This window comes from Pseudomonas sp. GB2N2 (genome assembly GCF_054897705.1).
This window is the reverse complement of the sequence record NZ_CM142701.1, coordinates 5,711,553-5,729,869: the sequence shown is the minus strand read 5'-3', so window position 1 is coordinate 5,729,869 and position 18,317 is coordinate 5,711,553. Positions and strand designations below refer to the sequence as shown.

Below are 18,317 nucleotides of genomic sequence, written 5' to 3'. Positions count from 1 at the left end.
AATCGATGACCCGAAGCAAGACCGACTGGCTGCACGAACGTCTTGGCAGCGTGGTGTTGTGGGCGCTGTTGATCGGTTTCGAAAGCGCCGGCCAGATCGCCACCAAGGTCGGCGGCGATCAACTGGGGCAAATGGATTTCAACCTGACGTGGCTGATGGCCGTGGCGGTGAATCCCGGCGTGTGGGTGGCGATTCTCTGTTATATCGGCGCGTTCTTCGTGTGGATGCTGATTCTGCGGCGCAGCAGCCTGTCGCTGGCGTTTCCGTTGAGTTCACTGGTCTTTGTCGGGGTGTTGCTTGGGTCCTGGCTGGGACTGGGCGAACACATCAGCGTGCTGCACTGGACAGGCGTCGCGGTGATCATGGGCGGGATTGCGCTGCTGGCCGAGGGTAAGGAACCCTAGTTTTTTTGTGATCTTAAAGGCCCCATCGCGTCAGACAGGCGAACCAAAAACCTTCAGTCAAACTTGTAGGCAACCGCCGCCTGCACTTCGCCCTGATTATTATTCCCCACCGCCCGGACAATGCTGCTGTCCGCCGCCGAACCTGTCAGGTGCACCCAGCTCGCACTGGTCAGCAGTGACCAGTGCGGTGCCAGGGGAAACTCGAAGCTCTGGGTCAGCGCTACGTTCTGCAAGCCGCCACCGGCGTTATACGCACGAATCCCCGACGCCCGGAACTCATCGGCACTGACACCAAAGTACGTCTGGTTCTGCCTGGCATCGGCAAAATGTGCGGTCAGGTTGCTGCTGCCAATCACCCCGCCACCCATGGGATAACCGATCTCCCCGCCGACACGTCCCAGCGTCCCGCCCTGCCCGCCGCGCCCGCCCACCGCCTGGCCAACGGCGGCAAACACGCGCCAGAAATCAGCCGGGGCGTACTGCACAAAACCACCCACTTCGCCCATGTCCGGCACATCGCGCAACCCTTGCAGCTCGCCGTTCGAAGTGCGTCCCGGCAGGTAACTCACAAACGGCCCGGCGCTGAAACCGTTGGCCTTGAACGCGTCCCAGGTCAGCCCGTCGTCGGTGCTCAGGCTGACATCGCCCCAGTCCAGATCGAGATACGGCACCGGCCGGGTTTCGTAGCGGCTGCCGCTCGGATCGTGCGGCTGATAGCTGAGGCCGAGGCCCGCCTCACCGGTGATTGGGTCAGCGAAGACGTTGGCGCACACGCAGGCCAGTGCAGCAAACACAGCAAGCTTGATCCTCGACATGAGGCCACTCCTTAACTTAACGGGGCATGCGCGCATGAACGCGCAGACCCCGTCCCCCACGCAAGCACTCATGTTGTTTGTAGCGACCTACAAAAATTGTGGCTTCGCCACTGCCTGATCCGGCCAAAAACCCGGCATTACTGGGCCAAACACGATTGGCACACTCCCTGCTCTACCCCCTTTGCAGCGCAGACAGCACCACCCTGCGCAGACTTTTTACAACACAGGTACAACACAGGTAACGCAGATGATTGACTGGCATATCGTGTGTGATTTCGACGGGACCATCACCCGCACTGACGTGATCGACAGCATCCTCCAACGCTTCGCCGACCCCAGTTGGGAAGCGATCGAAGCCGAGTGGCTGGCGGGCGATATCGGTTCGCGGGAATGCCTCAGCCGCCAGCTGTCGCTGGTCAAGGCCACACCGTCCGAGCTGCTGGGGTTCTTCGACACTGTAGAGATCGACCCGGATTTCCCGGATTTCGTCGACCACGTGATCGGCCTCGGCGCTTCGCTCGAAGTGGTCAGCGACGGCATCGAGCAAGGCATCGCACGGATTCTGGCGCGCAACTACGTCAGCCTGCTGCCGATCCTCGCCAACCGCCTGCGCCAACTCGACCACGACAGCTGGCGCATCGACTTCCCGCATGCCAGCGACGCCTGCCGTGCCGCCTCCGGCAACTGCAAATGCAAATCCACTCCCAGCGCCAAACGCGTGCTGGTGATCGGTGATGGCCAGTCCGACATGTGCGTGGCCAGCGATGCCGATTTCGTGTTCGCCAAGGATCGCCTGGCCGAGCACTGCGAGCGCAACGGCATCGCCCATGCGCGCTTCGACAGCTTCGCCGAACTGCCTGCGTTGCTGGCCTTGCTGCCAAGCGCCAACGCCGCCAACGGCAATTCTTTCAATACAGAAACTTTCAACACAGAAGCTCTCAACGCTGAAAAACGGGAACTCATCCACCATGTCTGATATTCGAATCGCCACTGCAGAAGACCAGATCCTCCTGGATAAAGAAGCCAAGTACTGCTCCTACGGCGACACTGTCCACTACATCGATCCGCCGCGCATCTTCAGCCGTTGCGAAGGCTCCTACGTGTGGGACACCGAAGACCAGGCCTACCTCGATTTGCAAATGTGGTACTCGGCGGTCAACTTCGGTTACGCCAACCCGCGCCTGAACAACGCGCTGAAACAGCAGATCGACACCCTGCCGCAAATCGCCAGCCAGTACCTGCACAAAGGCAAGATCGAGCTCTCGGAAATGATCTCCGTGGACGCCAAGAAAAAGTTCGGCCTCGACGGTCGCGTGCATTTCAACGTCGGCGGTTCGCAGTCCATCGAGGACTCGCTGAAAGTCGTGCGCAACGCCACCAACGGCAAGAGCCTGATGTTCGCCTTCGAGGGCGGTTACCACGGCCGCACGCTCGGCGCCTCGTCGATCACCTCCAGCTACCGCTATCGCCGCCGCTACGGCCACTTCGGCGAACGCGCCAATTTCATTCCGTTCCCCTACCACTTCCGCGGCCCGAAAGGCATGACCAAGGAAGAATACGGCAGTCATTGCGTGCAGCAATTCGCCCGCCTGTTCGAGACCGAATACAACGGCGTCTGGGACCCGAAAGTTGGCCAGAGCGAATACGCCGCGTTCTACGTCGAGCCGATTCAGGGCACCGGCGGCTACGTGATTCCGCCGATGAATTTCTACAGTGAACTCAAGCATGTCCTGGATCAGCACGGCATCCTGATGGTGGTCGACGAAATCCAGATGGGTTTCTGGCGCACCGGCAAGCTGTGGTCGATTGAGCATTTCGACGTCAAGCCGGACGTGATCGTCTTCGGCAAAGCCTTGACCAACGGCCTCAATCCCCTCGGCGGGATCTGGGCCAAGGAAGCGCTGATCAACCCGAAAATCTTCCCGCCGGGCTCGACCCATTCGACCTTCGCGTCCAACCCGCTGGGCACTGCGGTGGGTCTGGAAATGTTCAAGATGACCAGCGAAGTCGACTACGGCGCAATGGTCATGAACAAGGGCAACTACTTCCTCGAAGGCCTGAAGGACTTGCAGAAACGCTACCCGATCATCGGCGATGTCGACGGCCTGGGCCTGGCGCTGCGCTGCGAAATCTGCGGACCGGACGGTTTCACTCCGGACAAGGCCACCCTGGATTTTATGGTCGATGAAGGCATGAAGGGCGACATCGAAATCGACGGCAAACGCCTGGGCCTGATTCTCGATGTGGGCGGCTACTACAAGAACGTGATTACCCTCGCGCCATCGCTGGAAATCAGTTACCCGGAAATTGATTTGGGTATCGCCCTGCTCGACCGCTTGCTGGCTCGAGCCATGAAACGATGAACGACTCTCTTTCAATCGAAGAAGAGATCGACATGGGCGAAGGCAGCGCCGGTTTCGTTCTCGGCTCAGGGGAGGTCGCGGTGTTGTTGATCCACGGCCTCACCGGCACCCCGACCGAGTTGCGTCGGGTGGCCTTGGGCCTGGCCAAGGCAGGCTGCACGGTGTACGTACCGACCCTGGCCGGGCACTGCGGGAACAACGCCGACCTGCAAGCCACCGGCTGGCGCGACTGGTATGAAAGCGCGCGCAACACCTTTGTCGGCGTGCGCCGCAAACATGAGCACGTGTTTGTCGGTGGCTTGTCGATGGGCGCGGTGCTGTCGATGTACCTGGCCGCCGAATACCCTGGGCAAATCGAAGGCTTGCTGCTGTATTCGACGACCCTGCGCTACGACGGCTGGAACATGCCGTGGGTGGCGAAATTAAGCAGCCTGGTCATGTCGATTCCGTTCGGCGTGCACCTGTGCCGTTTTAACGAGAAACCGCCCTACGGCATCAAGGACGAACGCTTGCGCGCGATTGTCGAGCGGCAAATGAAGGCCGGAGAAAGCAGCAATGCCGGGCTGCTGACGATGTCCGGGGTGAGTGTCCGGGAGCTGCACCGATTGGTGGCGGCGGTGAAAAAACGCATGCCGCAGATCACCACGCAAACGCTGGTGCTGCACTCGCGGGAAGACGATATCACCAGTCGCTGGAACGCCGATTATGTGGAACGCAAACTCGGCGGCCCGGTGGTGAAAATCCTCCTCGATGACTGCTACCACATGATCACCGTCGACCTGCAATACCGCCGCGTCGTGGAGCTGAGCGCGGACTTCATCCAGCACCGGTTCATGCAACAAGGCAGCGCCCCGCAACCCATGCGCCTGGACTACCGGCAGCTGGCGTAACCCAAGGAAACGATGTGATCACAGCCCTAGCCTTCTCGACGATCGAGGCCATTGACCGCGATGCCTGGAATGACTGCTTCCCTGCCGAGCTCGAGGACTGGGATTACTACCGGGCCGTTGAACGCGCCGGCATCGCCGATTTTCAGTGGCGCTATCTGGTGTTGTTCGAAGACGGGATGGTGATCGCGGCGGCCGTGGCGTTCACCACAGCGTATTCGCTGGACACCACGGTTCAGGGGCTGGGCAAACGCATCACCGAACGCCTGCGCCGCTGGTGGCCCGGGCTGTTCGACGTTCACCTGTACGCCCTCGGTTCGCCCGTGGCCGAGCAGTGCCACGTCGGCACCGCGCAACACATCGAACCCGCCCGCCGAGTGGAGCTGCTTCGGCAAGTGTTGCGCCTGGCGCGCAGCGATGCCGATCAGGTCGGTATCGGCTTGCTGGCGGTCAAGGACGCTTCCCACCGCGACTCGCAGTGGTTGCAGGTGTGCCAGGAGGCCGGGCTGCAAAGCATGCCGGGGCTGCCCAGCGCAGAACTGCCGATCAGCTTTGGCTCGGTGGACGCGTACCTCGGCACGCTGGGCAAATCCACCCGCAAAGACCTGCGCCGCACCCTGCGCGGCCAGGGTCCCCGCATCGAATGGCGCAGTGCCGTCGAAGACCTGCTGCCGCGCATGATGCAGCTTTACGAAGCGACTCTGAGCCGCAGCGACCTGACCTTCGAACGCCTGCCGCCGGCCTATTTCCGCGAGGTCCTGGAACACCTCAACGAACGCGCCGCGTGCGTGCTGTATTGGGTCGGCGAAGAACTGGTGGCGTTCAACCTCGTACTGCTCGATGAACAACGTCTTGTGGATAAATTTTTCGCCCATGACCTGGCGCAAACCCGTGAGCACAACCTGTATGTGCGCAGCTGGCTGGCCAATGTCGACTACTGTATTGAGCACGGCATTGCGATCTACGCATGCGGCCAGGCCGGTTATGCCAGTAAGCTGCGCCTGGGTTGTTCGTTCACCGGCAACACCGTGTTTTTCCGTCACCGCAACGCTGTGCTCGATGGCCTGTTGCGCGTGGTAAAACTGTTTATCACACCGGACCGTTCCGACCCTGCCATGGCGGCCGCGATCAGCGAGCTGCAATAAGCGAAGCATGATGACCAAAGACCCACGCAGCACCGCCCGATCTTTCGCCCTCTCCGGCTGGAGCCTGCAACGCAAACTGGTGCTGGCGTTCTGGCTGGTCAGCGTGATTCCGACGATGATCGCCGCTGAACTCGCAGCCACCACGCTCTCGCAGATTTTCGACAGCAACGTACGGATCTGGCTGCAAGAATCGACCAAGATCGTCGAGGACGAGATCAGTGAAATCCTTCACGACAACGCCCGGGCCGCGCAGTTGTTCCTGCGCTACACCCGGCCGCCCACTGATCGCCTGTCGAGCAACCACGACAAACTGACCGCCGACATCGCCGACGCCATTGGCATCGACGTGGTTGCACTGGTGCGCAACAGCGATCACAAAGTAGTGTTCAGCACCGTCGCCGATGACATCGTCCGGCAGATCAGCACCGCGCCGAAAGCCGTGTTGCAAACCCTGCAAGTTGGCGGCGTGGCCACCGGCACCGTGGTCTCAACGTTCGAAACTGACCAGGACGGTGTCGATTACAAACTGGTGATCGCCACTTACCTCGACAGCAGCTTCCTCACCAGCGTCGCCGATGTGCACTCCCTCGACCTGCGGCTGTACCTGGCCAAGGCCGATGATTTCTCGGAGATTTTCTCCACCCAGCGCTTCGAGGATCATCCTGCCTCGGTGCCGGAAAAAATCGAACAGACGCTGCGCAGCACCAAGCAACCCATCGAGCAATTCACCAACCGCTACAGCGGCATCTATCGCCCGATTCTCAATGAAAACGGCGAGCTGCAAGGGGTGATCTTCAGTGGCCTGCTGCGCCATTCCAGCCTGGTCGGGCTGGTCAATCAGAGCAACCTGTTCATCCTGATTTTCCTGCTCAGCTCGGCGGCATCGCTGGCGGTCGGCTGGCTGGTGTCGCAGCGCCTGACCCAGCCATTGCGCGGTTTGTCCAACGGCGTACAAGCGGTGATCGCCGGGGATTATCGCCAGCGTTTGCCCGTCACCGGCGGCGACGAACTGGCGGAACTGAGCAGCACCTTCAACCACATGAGCGAACGCCTCGGCGAGTTGCAGCACCTGGAATCGCAGCTGCGCCGGCGCGACCGTTTGCACGCGCTGGGCGAAGTAGCGATGGGGCTGGCCCATGAAATCCGCAACCCGCTGGGCATCATCAAAACCGCCACCCAATTGCTGCACCGGCGTGCCGATTTGCCAGAGACCGACAAGCGGCATCTGGAGTACGTGGTCAGCGAAGTCAGCCGCATCAACGACCTGATCACCGAATTTCTCGACTTCGCCAAACCCAGCGCGCCGATGCGCTCGACGCAACTGGCGCGGCCGCTGGTGGATGAACTGGCGGGCTTCTGCGCCCCGGAACTGGCCAGCCACAACATTGATGTGCGCATCGATGATCGGTCCCCCGCTGCGACGATTCACGCCGACGCGCGGCAAATCAAACAGGCTGGCCTCAACCTGATCGTCAACGCCATCGACGCCATGCCCGATGGCGGCCGGCTGACTCTGAGCATCAGCAGCGAACAGCACTCCACGGTGATCAGCATTGCCGACACCGGCCAGGGCATCGAACCGGACATGCTCGAACGGATCTTCACGCCGTTCGTCACCACCAAAGCCTCGGGCACCGGGCTGGGTCTGGCCAAGGTGTTCTCGATCATGGAAAGTCATGACGGGCGCATCGAATGCGCCAGCGAAAAAGATGCCGGGGCCACGTTCAGCCTGTACATTCCGGCCAACGGCGACGACTCCGACGAGGGCAGCAATGACACATAACGTACTGGTGGTCGACGACGAGCCCAAGCTCTGTGACCTGCTGGCCTCGGCACTGAGCCAGAACGGCATTCAGGTGTTCACCGCCGGCAACGGCCTGCACGCGCTGAAGGTGCTGGAGAGCGAGGACATCGACCTGGTGATCAGCGACTGGCGCATGCCCGGCATGGACGGACCGCAGCTGCTGGCGGAAATCAAAAACCGTTTCCCGCAGTTGCCGGTGATCGTGATGACCGCCTACAGCACGGTGAAAAACGCCGTGCAGTCGATGCGCAACGGCGCGTTCGACTACATCGCCAAGCCGTTCGACATTGATGAACTGGACATCACTGTCCACAAGGCCCTGCAATTTCGCGACATCCTCAAAGATAACCAGCGCCTGCGCGCCGAACTCGACGAACACCAGCAGATCGACAGCCTGATCGGCGACAGCCCGAGTTTTCGGCGGGTGCTGCACGCCATCGATTCGGTGCGCGAAAGCAACGCGACGATCCTGCTCACCGGCGAAAGCGGCACCGGCAAGGAGATGGTCGCCCGGGCGATCCACAAACACGGTAATCGTGCCGACAAACCTTTCGTCGCAGTGAACTGCGCGGCCATCCCCGAGGGGTTGCTGGAAAGCGAAATGTTCGGTCATCGCAAAGGCGCGTTCACCGGTGCCGTGGCCGATCGTGTCGGGCGCTTCATGCAGGCGGACAAGGGCACGTTGTTTCTCGATGAAATCGGCGAAATGCCGTTGGCCTTGCAGGCGAAAATCCTCCGAGCCTTGCAGGAACGCGTGATCGAACCGGTGGGCGATCCGCGCGAGCGCAAGGTCGATGTGCGGGTGATCGCCGCGACCAACAAAAACCTGCTGGACGCAGTGGCGAACAAGGAGTTTCGCGAAGACCTCTACTACCGCCTCAACGTGTTTCCGATCCCCTTGCCCGCGCTGCGCGACCGGGTTGAAGACATCGCGCCGCTGGCCCGTCATTTCGCCCACACGCTGGGCGCCACAGCGGGAAAACGCTTTACCGGTTTCAGTGCACAAGCACTGCAAGCGATGGCCGCGTATGCCTGGCCGGGCAATATTCGCGAGCTGCAGAATTGCGTGGAACGGGCGACCATCGTCGCGTCAGGGGCGGTGATTGAAGAGCAGGATTTGCCGGCTTATCTGTTTGCTTCACAGCCTGCCGGCAGTGGTGCGTCGATCACCGAAGACGGCGTGCCGCCGGACCTCGAAGCGGCACTGGCCGAAGTCGAGAAGGCCTACATTCTGGCGGCGCTGGCGCAGAGCAACGGCGTGCAGGCTGCGGCGGCGCAGTTGATCGGCATCTCCGAGCGCAGCTTCTGGTATCGGCTGAAGAAACTGGGGATTCATGTGGACAAGATTGTGCGCTGAGCAAGTGGAACGAGCGTCCCTGGCGGCATTCCCACGCAGAACGTGGGAACGATCATTGTCCGTAAACCTTCTGCAACTGAGCTTGCGTCAGCGCATCTTCGAACGGCACCGGCACCGACTTCACCGCGCCGTAGAGGTTGCGATAGCGCCAGTAGCTGCCGTTGTTGGCCAACTGATAACCGCGCTCGACCACGCGCTGGCCATCGAGCACATACCGCAAGGTTTCCTGGGCGGCTTCCGGTGGCGCCGGTTGCATCAGGTCGGTGGCCAACACGCGCATGGACTCGTCGATGCACTCATCGAGCACCGCCGTGACCTTCGCCAGGTCCAGGCTACCGTCGTCGATGCATCGGTTGCCGCAACTGCGGATCGGCTGGCTGGCCACTTCGATGCGCATGCGGTACAGCGCTGAACCGGCAATGTCCTGAACCTGAACGTGATTGATCAGCAGGAAACTGCCGCGATCCGCCGTCAGCATCAGTTTGGGTTCAATCACCAGACGCGCAGTGACCTGCCCCTCCCCTTGCTTCAACCCGGCCACTTGCGACGCCTGTTGATAACGCTGTTGCAGACGTTCCTGCAACGGCACGCCGGCCAGCAGATCGGCCATCGGACGGGAATCCTTGAGCGCCACTTTTTCTGCATCGCGCTGCAAACTGCCGCTGCCCATCTGCGTATTGATCAGGCTCGCCACCAGCAAACCGGCCAGCCCGGCGGCATTGGCACCGGCCACCATATTGTGACTCGATGAAGCCGCCTTCTGCGCCGCCTCGGCGTCTATCACCGTGCTCGCGCCGACAAACGCCTGCGGCAACTGCAAGTCGACTTTGAGCCCGTGAGCCTGGACGTATGACGCCGCACTGTGCGATTTGAAACCGGCCTCGGGCGCCGGTTTCTGCGCGCAACCGGGGAGCATCAGCAGGGCCAGCGCGCCGGCCCCCATGATGAAGCCCTTCATTGCTCGAACGGCGTGATCATTTGCTGACGGCTGGTGTCCATGGCCTGGTAGAAAGCGTTGGACAGGTTGGTGTAGGTCGGCTCATCCCACTCGCCTTGCGCGGCTTGCACCGCAGCGAACGGTTTGAACCACAGCAATTTATTGTCGGCCAGATCGACCACCATGCCCTGCCCGCTCACCTGCGCCATCGGCACGCTGGTCGGGATGAACCCGTAATAACTGCGGGTGGCGCCGGTGGCGAAGACGTTCACCAGCAACAGACGATCGACACCGTAAGCGCCCTTGATCGGCGTCAGGTCACGACCGGTGTAGCCCTCACGGAAACTGGTGGTTTTGTAGACGTTCAGGTCAACCGGCTCGTTGATCCGCTTGACCTTGTAGCCCTTGGCCTGGAGCTTGGCGACGATGATATCCGGCAGCGTGTTCAAGTCGCGCACTTGCCATTTCTCGACGTTGTCGCTGAGCTTGCTGTTCACGCCCTTGTTGATCGCGTAATCAAGCATGCCCTGTTGACCGGTCAGCGCCAGCACTGGCGCCGGCACGACCGTGATGGCCACGCCGATGGTCGGCTCTTTGGCATCCCAGAATTGTTTATCCAGCGGAACAGGCGGTTGAATGTGCGCGCAGCCGGTAAGGGTCAGGCAGGCGAGCAAGGTGAGCGCTGCCCAGGTACGAAAAGCGTGAAGTGTCATGGATCAAATCCCTATGAGTTAAAACGTCACTGCCTGTGTCGGCAGCAACGGCTAAAACCATAGTGGCACATTGATATATTTATTTTCAACTGAGGGCAATCAGCTGACCGTGCCGCCCTTCGCTTCGCTCATGATCTGCCGAATCGCCCCGACAAACGTTTCCACCGGCTGCCCGCCACTGACCGCGTACTGCCCGTTGAATACCACCGTTGGCACCGAACTGACCCCGCGAGACAACCACAACTGTTCTTCTTCGCGAACCTCTTTGGCGAACGCGTCCGACGCCAGGATCGCCTCGGCTCGCTCGCGATCAAGGCCAACGTCTTGGGCGATCTGCGCCAACTGATCAGGGTCGGAAGGATTGCCGCCCTCGCTGAAATACGCCTTGAACAGCGCTTCCTTCAGGTTGAACTGCAATCCCTCCAGCCCCGCCCAATACAGCAAGCGGTGAGCATCGAAGGTGTTGTAGATACGGCTGTTGCCGTCTGTGCGAAAGGCAAACCCGACCTCGGCGCCGCGTGCCCGAATCATTTCGCGATTCTTTTGCGATTGCTCCGGGGTCGAGCCGTATTTCTCGGTGATGTGTTCGGTGATGTTCTGCCCTTCGGGCCCCATCTTGGGATTCAGTTCGAACGGCTGGAAACTGATCTCGGCCTGGACTTCACTGCCCAGCAGATCCAGCGCCTGGGTCAGACCGTACAGGCCGACAACGCACCAGGGGCAGGACACGTCGCTGACAAAATCGATTTTCAAGGGACTGCTCATCACTCACCTCGCAGGCTGGGTACAGGCTGGAAAGAGTGAACGATACACCTGTGGAATCGGGTTTGGTTTGCGAAATTGAGTTGGCGTGGCAGTCGACATGTTTATCGCCTCAATGGACCCAATCGCCAGCAAGCAGGCTCCTACAGAGAATCGCGCACGCGCAAAGAGCCAGGTCAGCTGTCAGGCCGCCACCGCTGGCAAGCCAGCTCCCACAGGGTTCGGGGACATCCACAAAATCCATTCAGTAGAGGGAAATTCGTGGTTACAGCAGATTGTGTTCCACCGCAGGTTCAATCTGCGCCCAATGCGAAGTGTCTTCACGATGAGCCTGCAAATACGGCAAGACAGCCGCCAGCAACGGCGCCTTGAAGGCCTCCTGAAACCGATGCGCCAGCCCCGGAATCAACTTCAACTGACTGCCGCGGATATGCGCCGCCAAGTGCACCCCATGCATCACCGGCAACAACGGATCGGCCGTGCCATGCACCACCAGCGTCGGCACCCGCAACTGATTCAGCAGCGCCACCCGGCTAGGCTCCGCAAGAATCGCCATGATCTGACGCTTCACCCCTTCAGGATTAAACGCCCGGTCATAGGAAAGCGCCGCCTGATGCAACAGCGCCTGCCGATCATCAGTGACCGTCGGACTGCCCAGCGCCGCCAGCAAATCAGCCTGCTGCTCCAGCGCCACCTCGCGGTTCGGTGCTCCGCGGCGCGACAGCAACTGCACCAGCGCTGCACTCGGCGCCGGCAAGCCTTCAGCGCCGGAGCTGGTCATGATCAGCGTCAGGCTCTCGACCCGCTGCGGCGCCATGGCCGCCATATGCTGGGCAATCATCCCGCCCATGCTCGCGCCGAGCACGTGGAACTGCTCGACATGCAACGCATCCATCAAACCCAACCCGTCCTCAGCCATGTCCGTCAGCGAATAAGGCGCTGCCACCGGCAATCCGAGTTTGTAGCGCAGCACTTCAAACGTCAGATTGGCGTCCACAGGCGCCTGCCGCCAGGTCGAGAGACCGACATCGCGATTGTCATAGCGAATCACCCGAAAGCCCTGCTGACACAGTGCAACCACCACCTCGTCCGGCCAGTGAATCAACTGCCCGCCCAACCCCATCACCAGCAACAACGCCGGATCCGAAGCACGCCCGATACTCTGGTACGCCAGGCTCACCTGGGCCAGATCGACCCGCTCGGTCGGAACATTGACATCGCATCGAGACGCCGCAAAAGACGGCAGGCCAACCAACAACGCGGCCAGAAAAACCACTGTCGAAAACAATCGTGCATACATGAAAAAACACCGAAACGCAGAACCCCAGTAGAGCGCGAGTCTGATGAAGTTTGTACAAGCGCGCTGCCACAGATCGATGACAGTTTGATGAATATCGCCGAGTGGTCGGTGCGGTAACTATGTAGTGCCATAACCCCATGGGGATTTTCTTAAATGGCTCGCTCCAGGAGTGGACTGACCACTCCGTCAAATCGAGCCAGGCCCGCAATGACCGATAGATTGTTCACCGATCCCCCCTTCCCCTTACCGTTCGTCCTGCCCACCTCATCGGCCCTGCCGAGGACGGTCGACGAAAGCCTTCTCCATAGCGCAACAGCCCGATGGCGCGAGAGCAGCGAGGGCTTGCGTGAGCTGTTCGCCGGCGTGCCGTCGATTCGCGCTTCACTTGAGCGTTTGCTGCAACAACAGTTGAGCCTGGACGGAACCACGGTGGGACTAAAGTTCTCCGCCACCGATGAACAGGGCGAACGGTTCGTTTTGCTCACAGATGCCTGTGCATTTGTCTTCCAGCATCCTGAGCTGGAAAACACCCTGTACCCACGCTGCCGCATCGTCGGCCTCGCGCCATCGCATCCCCTTTTCGCCCTCACTCCGCTGCAATTGCTCTCCCGACTCAAGGCGCTGGACGTGGAGGCATTCATCAGCGACCGCTGGCATGCGTATTGGGATGCGCGCGCCCCCGGCACCCCAAGCTCCCGTCGCGAACGGGCCCATCAGTTGTACCGCCATCATTTCGAAGCCACCGCTCAGCGAGCCTTCGCCGAACGCACCCTGAGTGCCGAACAATTGAAACCGCTGTGGGCGCTGATGGAGGCCACAGCGACGAGCGTGCGTCTGGATGACCAGCCCGTGCACAGCGAACGACTGGAGTTGGTACTGAGCGATAAAAACCGGGTGAAGTTACCCGCTGCCTGGGTCATCAGCGTCGGCGACACCACACGGGTCGAACAATGGTTGTACCTGCCATGTCGGCCCGTGGCATTTCAAGCCTTTGCCACCCGCGGTGACATGGAGAACTGGCTGAAGGAGCAGGCCCTCATCCCCCTCGGGCTCCCCACTGTTGACCCGGTTTTCCGCTATACCCGCCGAGCCCTGCCGTTGTCGGCAGGCATGCGCGAGCTGATCGACCTCCAGCAGATGGCCCAACTCGCAGCCTTGCGCAACGGTTCCGCGCAAAAGCCCGGACTTGCCGAACAGGGCGCCAGGGCCATGGTCGACGTGGACACACTCGATCGGCGACGTGGCGATAGCCCGGTGTTTGCCGCACCGCCAGGTCTGACGCCGGTTGCAGGCGACGAACAGTCCTTGTTCGGCAGCCTGTATCCCGACATCCCCTGGGCCCAGCGCCAGGCCGCCACGCACACTCAACGCAATAGCCTCGAAGCATTGCAAAAAGAGGCGGGCAATCACAACGACCTGAACGCGCTCAGGGCACTGCAAAAGACCCTGGAAAACGCCGAGGACGCCGCCGAAAAGGCCGCTTCCGCCCTGCTTGATCAGGATCGTTCGAAGGACACCGTCAGCTGGAATCGGGAGTTTACCGCGCTGCATAAGGCCCACAAGGAAGGTCTGCGCGCCGAGGCCGGGGTTCAAACGGCGCTCAAGCAACTGAGTGATGAAGAATCGAACCGGCTCAAGGCACAACTCGACACGCCCGACGATCCGGGTGCGGACAGGATTGCGGCCAGCCTGACGGTGTCGTTGACCGGCCAGGACGGCGAGACATCCGCGGTGAACACCCGAGCACTCAACGGTGCGTTTGTGATGACCCACGCCAGCGTGCTGGTGGATGCGGCGTCCGCCCATGGCCTGCTGCTTTACTGGCCCGGTATCGGCGGCGGTCTGCAACGCTTTGCCAACCGACGCGAGCTTGAACGTCAGCTATTCAAGATCGGCGAAACCGACAACCACCTGGCGCTGCAATTGAACAGAATCAGTGGTGATCCGCTGCGCTACGCGCTGAATCAGCTCACCACTGAGTACGAATTCCTGGCCGCCGGGATCCGCCAGCGCACCCCCAGGACCGACCAGCAGAAACAGCAAGGCGAGCAACTTGAAACATTGCGCGAACGCACACTCGCCGCCCTGCAAGTGCCGGCACATGCAGCTCGAAACCTGGCCTTCGCGCAAGAACTGGAGCAAAGCCGCAGCTCGGCCTTGGCCATCCACCGCCCGGACTGGCTGGCCAAACTGCCGCAAACCGAGCGCAACGAACTGAAAAAGCTGGTTCAGACGTACATCGGGGCCATGCTGCGCAGTCACGAGTTGATGACCATTCTCTTGGCGCCGCGCCATGACTTCACGCGACGTCACCTGCAAGCCAGACTGCGCAAAGACTTGAAAATCCAGGGTCATTTCGATGTACAACTGACACTGCCCGACTCGGTCACGTGGGAAAAACGCTACTCCGCAACGCCAACCGGGACGTTGGAAACGTCAGTGATGGTAGCCAGTACCCAGTCCAGCAAAATGTCGCTGGAGGACCTCGCGCAGCTCAACATCGACAATGTCCATTCGGTGCAACAGGACGCCTTTACCCAGCGACTGGTGTTCATGCGGCTGGAGGTCACCGCGGCGGTCGCCCAGGAGCGAATCACGCTGCTCAATGGCATCAACCTGACTTACCTGCGCAAAGTCCTCCCGGAACTGGACCTGCCCAAGGCTTACGAACAATCCATCCAGCGTGCGTTCATGGGGTCGGCAGACGAGCCGGCGTTCGTGAATGCGCATCGGCGCGAATGCCTGATCGAACCCTGGCGCCTGATGCTCAAGTTGCAGGGCCAGTTTGCACGCCTGCAAAAACAGATAAACCACGACGATCTGGCCATCCTGAACGTCGCGATCAATGCCGATACGCCTGAAGCCTGGCATGCCGACGGCAAGCGCGTGGCGATACTGCCGGTCTACCTGACCGTGGGCGGCCAGGACACACCGAACAATGGCGGTGTCACCCTCTCCGGCGTGACCTTTATTCAGGAACAGGTCAGCGGAGTGACGCTGCTTTATACGCCGGACAGCCCTGACGACCGGTTTCTGCGCCGCTACGACAGCCTGGAAGCCGCCCGCAAGGGGCTGTTCAATCTGTGCGCGCAGGACTCGATGATCCGTTATGTCGCGGGGCGCGCCATGCAAGGCGATATTCGGGCGCATATCAGCCGGATCGGTGTCGCGCAGGGTAAATACTTCGACGCCATCATCGGCGTCGGCCCACGCTGGCCAACGCACACTTCGCTGGCAGCCCATTTGCTCAACGCGCACAGGGGACGCCTCATCGACGCCCATCGCGGGACCTCCCGCTCCAACGAGGCTTTGTACTACGAGCGATATGCCCTGCAAGGCCCACGGGCCTTTGCGTACATCAAAATGGCCGTCGGCTTGCTGCCCATTATCGGAACGGCCGTCGCCCTCTATGATGCCTGGACCGCAGCCAATCAGGCCGCGGCGGCGTTTTTGCGCGGCGACGTGGGGGACGGGGTGGCCGAGTTGGGCTCGGTGCTGTTGTCATTGATCGATGCGGCGATGGACCTGTTGCCGGGAGAGGCCATCGCCTCCGCGCTCGGCTCGGGGGCTCGCACATTGACCCGCGCCCGCCAGATGCGTGCATTGAGCGCCAGTGCCGCTGCGTTGCACGTGCCCTCCCTGCGTCAAGCCCGGCACGTCGTCGCGCGCTTCGCCGGCTACGAGTACGAAAAGCCCCTGTCGCTGAGTGTGCTGCACGCGGTAACCCATGGCATTTATCGCAATGTCTACCGGCATGCCGACGGTGACTTCATCGTCCGTCAGGGCCGCGTGTTCCAGGTCGAACTGAGCAGCGACTCGCGCAACTGGCGTCTGACCGGCAACAGCCGCAAAACCTACAAGCAACCGATTGCCCTGGATGAGTCGGGCAAGTGGGATACGTGGTTCGGTGTCTACGGGGCGACGTTCGAAGGTGGCGGATTGGGCGGAGGCAACCTGCTCGGGCACATGGCCGACGCGCTGGACCCGCTGTGGCCCGCAGCTATCCGCGAACGGCTGCCGCGCTGGTGGGTCGATCAAGCGCTTCGCCGTCAGACCGCTCTGACCGATGGCGCCGATGACCTCGCCCTGCAGATCGATACTCAAACCAGGCGCACGGAAGTTTTGCGCGAAGCCTATCAGGCTGCGCCTGTAGCTGATCGTACGAGTCAGGCGAAGGCATTCGAGGCATCCTGCATCGGTGATATCGAGTTGGCCGAAAAGCACTTTCAAACCCTGTCTGATCTGCTCCCGCTCACCCACGGCAACAAGCGGCGTGTACTGGTGGAGTTCCAAAGCAATGGCGCCTTGCTGATGGCCGACCGGTACAAGCACCGGGTGTTCATCGCCAATCATCGCGCCCACCCGTTGATGGACCGGGTCGACGCACTGACGAACGATCTCGACGCGCTTCCTAAATCGGCCCTCGCCGAAAGGCTGCGTGTGCTGGAAGACATCAGAAAGCTGCGACTGGAAATCCTCAAAGAGTTCGACGTCATCGACGCCCTCATGCGGGACCTCAACCGCTGGTATCAGCGGATCACCGTTCGTGCGGACAAAGCAAAACTGAACTCGGAAGTCACCCTGCTCAACGGGCGTCTCAGTGAGTCAAACATGCTGTATCTGCGAACGGGCCACCTACTGGAAACGGTGAGACGCAATGACACCAGCGGCGAGCTGTCCTGGTTCATCCTTCGAGGCCAGGAGCGAGGCAAAAGAACCCAGGTTGATCGAGCGTTGTTCACCCAATTCAGCCTGCCTGAAGCGACTGCGACCAGGGCTCAACGCAACCAGATACTTCAAGACTGCATCGAGCAATACGACCAGTTTCGTCGTGCAATGAATGCCTGGACGGCCAGCTACCCGCAACACTTCCACCTGGATGCCGTGCCCCCGTTACTGGACGGCATCGAAAAAATGACCGAGCGTGCACGCAAGGCAATCGACATCGCACCACCGGCTGCCCCGGCCGGCACCATCAGCAAGAAAGTATTCACCACTGAAAACGACGAACTGCTGATCGGCGTGGAGCACTGGGAGCCCGCAACTCGACAGCGGCAATACACCCTCACGGGCCAAGACGGCTACAAGGAGATATGGGAGCCCGCAACGAACGGCAAGTTTCGCCTGAAAAACCCGCGACAGCAGCCCGTCGCTTCCGCACAGAGGAGTCTTGAGTCATTAGTGACGGAAGCTCGTCAGAAACTGCAATCGCAAGCCACCTACCAGACCCATGTTCAGTCCTACGCGGACCGGGGCATGCTGCCTGTCGAACTGGAAGAGTTGATGGTCAGGGAAGCGAGTGAACTCACCCGTCGCGCAGACGACATCGCAGAGCTTTCCCCGCAACACATCATCCTTGCGCAGCTGCGCGGCAAGGCTGCTGAGTTGACCGCCACCGGGCGGGCGATGCGAACCCGCCAGGCATTGCAGACCAAAAAACCCACCGACGGGATGCTCGCCGACCTCATCACTCAGGAAGCTGTCGAGGTTCGTAAAACCAGCTCGATCAAAAACCTCGGCAAACGCCGGGATGGCCGCATCGACCATTTGCAGGAGTATGAAGTCTGGAACCTGACGGCAACGCCTCCGCAAGTGTTGTGGTATGCCCACTTTCACTATTCCAGCGCTATGCCGTCATTTGACACCTTCGAGAAAGCTCATTTGAAACTCCCGGAACACCGCTTTCTGACTCACGCTGACGATGCCGATTTGCCTTATGCCGATATCGGCAAACGGTCGACGGTGTTACCGCATTTTGAAAAGCTCTGAGCGGAGATAACACCGGACCCTGTGGGAGCTGGCTTGCCCGCGATGCCGGCCTCACAGCCGA

The 18,317-nt window shown here is 60.9% G+C and carries 13 protein-coding genes; 8 read left to right on the top strand and 5 right to left on the bottom strand.

Features of this window, described 5'->3' with window-relative positions; all coding sequences use genetic code 11:
- The first annotated feature begins 5 nt into the window (after positions 1–5).
- Complete coding sequence (locus tag ACYZT4_RS26615) at positions 6–404, top strand: DMT family transporter (RefSeq protein ID WP_461984033.1); 399 nt, start codon at positions 6–8, stop codon at positions 402–404.
- Positions 405–457: 53 nt separating this feature from the next.
- Here the strand turns inward: ACYZT4_RS26615 and ACYZT4_RS26610 are convergent, their stop codons facing one another.
- Complete coding sequence (locus tag ACYZT4_RS26610; protein WP_461984031.1) at positions 458–1,219, bottom strand: MipA/OmpV family protein; 762 nt, start codon at positions 1,217–1,219, stop codon at positions 458–460.
- Between the two features lie 247 nt (positions 1,220–1,466).
- Here ACYZT4_RS26610 and ACYZT4_RS26605 point away from each other — a divergent pair, with 247 nt between their 5' ends.
- The 6 genes from ACYZT4_RS26605 to ACYZT4_RS26580 are packed head-to-tail and all read left to right on the top strand — an operon-like array spanning position 1,467 to position 8,775.
- On the top strand, positions 1,467–2,195 hold the full coding sequence (locus ACYZT4_RS26605; RefSeq protein WP_461984029.1) for an HAD-IB family phosphatase: 729 nt from the start codon (positions 1,467–1,469) through the stop codon (positions 2,193–2,195).
- A complete protein-coding gene (locus tag ACYZT4_RS26600) occupies positions 2,188–3,582 on the top strand; it encodes an aspartate aminotransferase family protein (RefSeq protein ID WP_461984028.1) in 1,395 nt (464 codons plus the stop codon). The genes ACYZT4_RS26605 and ACYZT4_RS26600 overlap by 8 nt, the downstream gene beginning before the upstream one ends.
- Positions 3,579–4,472 (top strand): alpha/beta hydrolase, encoded by an 894-nt coding sequence (locus tag ACYZT4_RS26595; protein ID WP_461984027.1) that lies wholly within the window; start codon positions 3,579–3,581, stop codon positions 4,470–4,472. The genes ACYZT4_RS26600 and ACYZT4_RS26595 overlap by 4 nt, the downstream gene beginning before the upstream one ends.
- 14 nt (positions 4,473–4,486) lie before the next feature.
- The gene (locus ACYZT4_RS26590) at positions 4,487–5,614 is read left to right on the top strand and encodes a GNAT family N-acetyltransferase (protein WP_461984025.1); all 1,128 of its coding nucleotides are present in this window, start codon (positions 4,487–4,489) and stop codon (positions 5,612–5,614) included.
- Positions 5,615–5,624: 10 nt separating this feature from the next.
- A complete protein-coding gene (locus ACYZT4_RS26585; RefSeq protein ID WP_461988814.1) occupies positions 5,625–7,397 on the top strand; it encodes a sensor histidine kinase in 1,773 nt (590 codons plus the stop codon).
- Positions 7,387–8,775, top strand: a complete 1,389-nt coding sequence (locus ACYZT4_RS26580; protein ID WP_461984023.1) for a sigma-54-dependent transcriptional regulator — start codon at positions 7,387–7,389, stop codon at positions 8,773–8,775. The genes ACYZT4_RS26585 and ACYZT4_RS26580 overlap by 11 nt, the downstream gene beginning before the upstream one ends.
- A 52-nt stretch (positions 8,776–8,827) precedes the next feature.
- On the opposite strand, the gene ACYZT4_RS26575 is transcribed toward ACYZT4_RS26580, so the two are convergent.
- The 4 genes from ACYZT4_RS26575 to ACYZT4_RS26560 form a co-directional block, all read right to left on the bottom strand.
- Positions 8,828–9,733: a hypothetical protein gene (locus tag ACYZT4_RS26575; protein WP_461984021.1), complete on the bottom strand. Its 906-nt coding sequence runs from the start codon at positions 9,731–9,733 to the stop codon at positions 8,828–8,830.
- The gene (locus ACYZT4_RS26570; RefSeq protein WP_461984019.1) at positions 9,730–10,425 is read right to left on the bottom strand and encodes a hypothetical protein; all 696 of its coding nucleotides are present in this window, start codon (positions 10,423–10,425) and stop codon (positions 9,730–9,732) included. Before ACYZT4_RS26570 ends, ACYZT4_RS26575 begins: the two co-directional genes overlap by 4 nt.
- A 99-nt stretch (positions 10,426–10,524) precedes the next feature.
- On the bottom strand, positions 10,525–11,190 hold the full coding sequence (locus ACYZT4_RS26565; protein ID WP_461984017.1) for a DsbA family oxidoreductase: 666 nt from the start codon (positions 11,188–11,190) through the stop codon (positions 10,525–10,527).
- Positions 11,191–11,452: 262 nt separating this feature from the next.
- Complete coding sequence (locus tag ACYZT4_RS26560) at positions 11,453–12,487, bottom strand: alpha/beta fold hydrolase (RefSeq protein WP_461984015.1); 1,035 nt, start codon at positions 12,485–12,487, stop codon at positions 11,453–11,455.
- Between the two features lie 342 nt (positions 12,488–12,829).
- Here ACYZT4_RS26560 and ACYZT4_RS26555 point away from each other — a divergent pair, with 342 nt between their 5' ends.
- The gene (locus ACYZT4_RS26555; protein WP_461984013.1) at positions 12,830–18,256 is read left to right on the top strand and encodes a dermonecrotic toxin domain-containing protein; all 5,427 of its coding nucleotides are present in this window, start codon (positions 12,830–12,832) and stop codon (positions 18,254–18,256) included.
- Positions 18,257–18,317 lie beyond the last annotated feature (61 nt).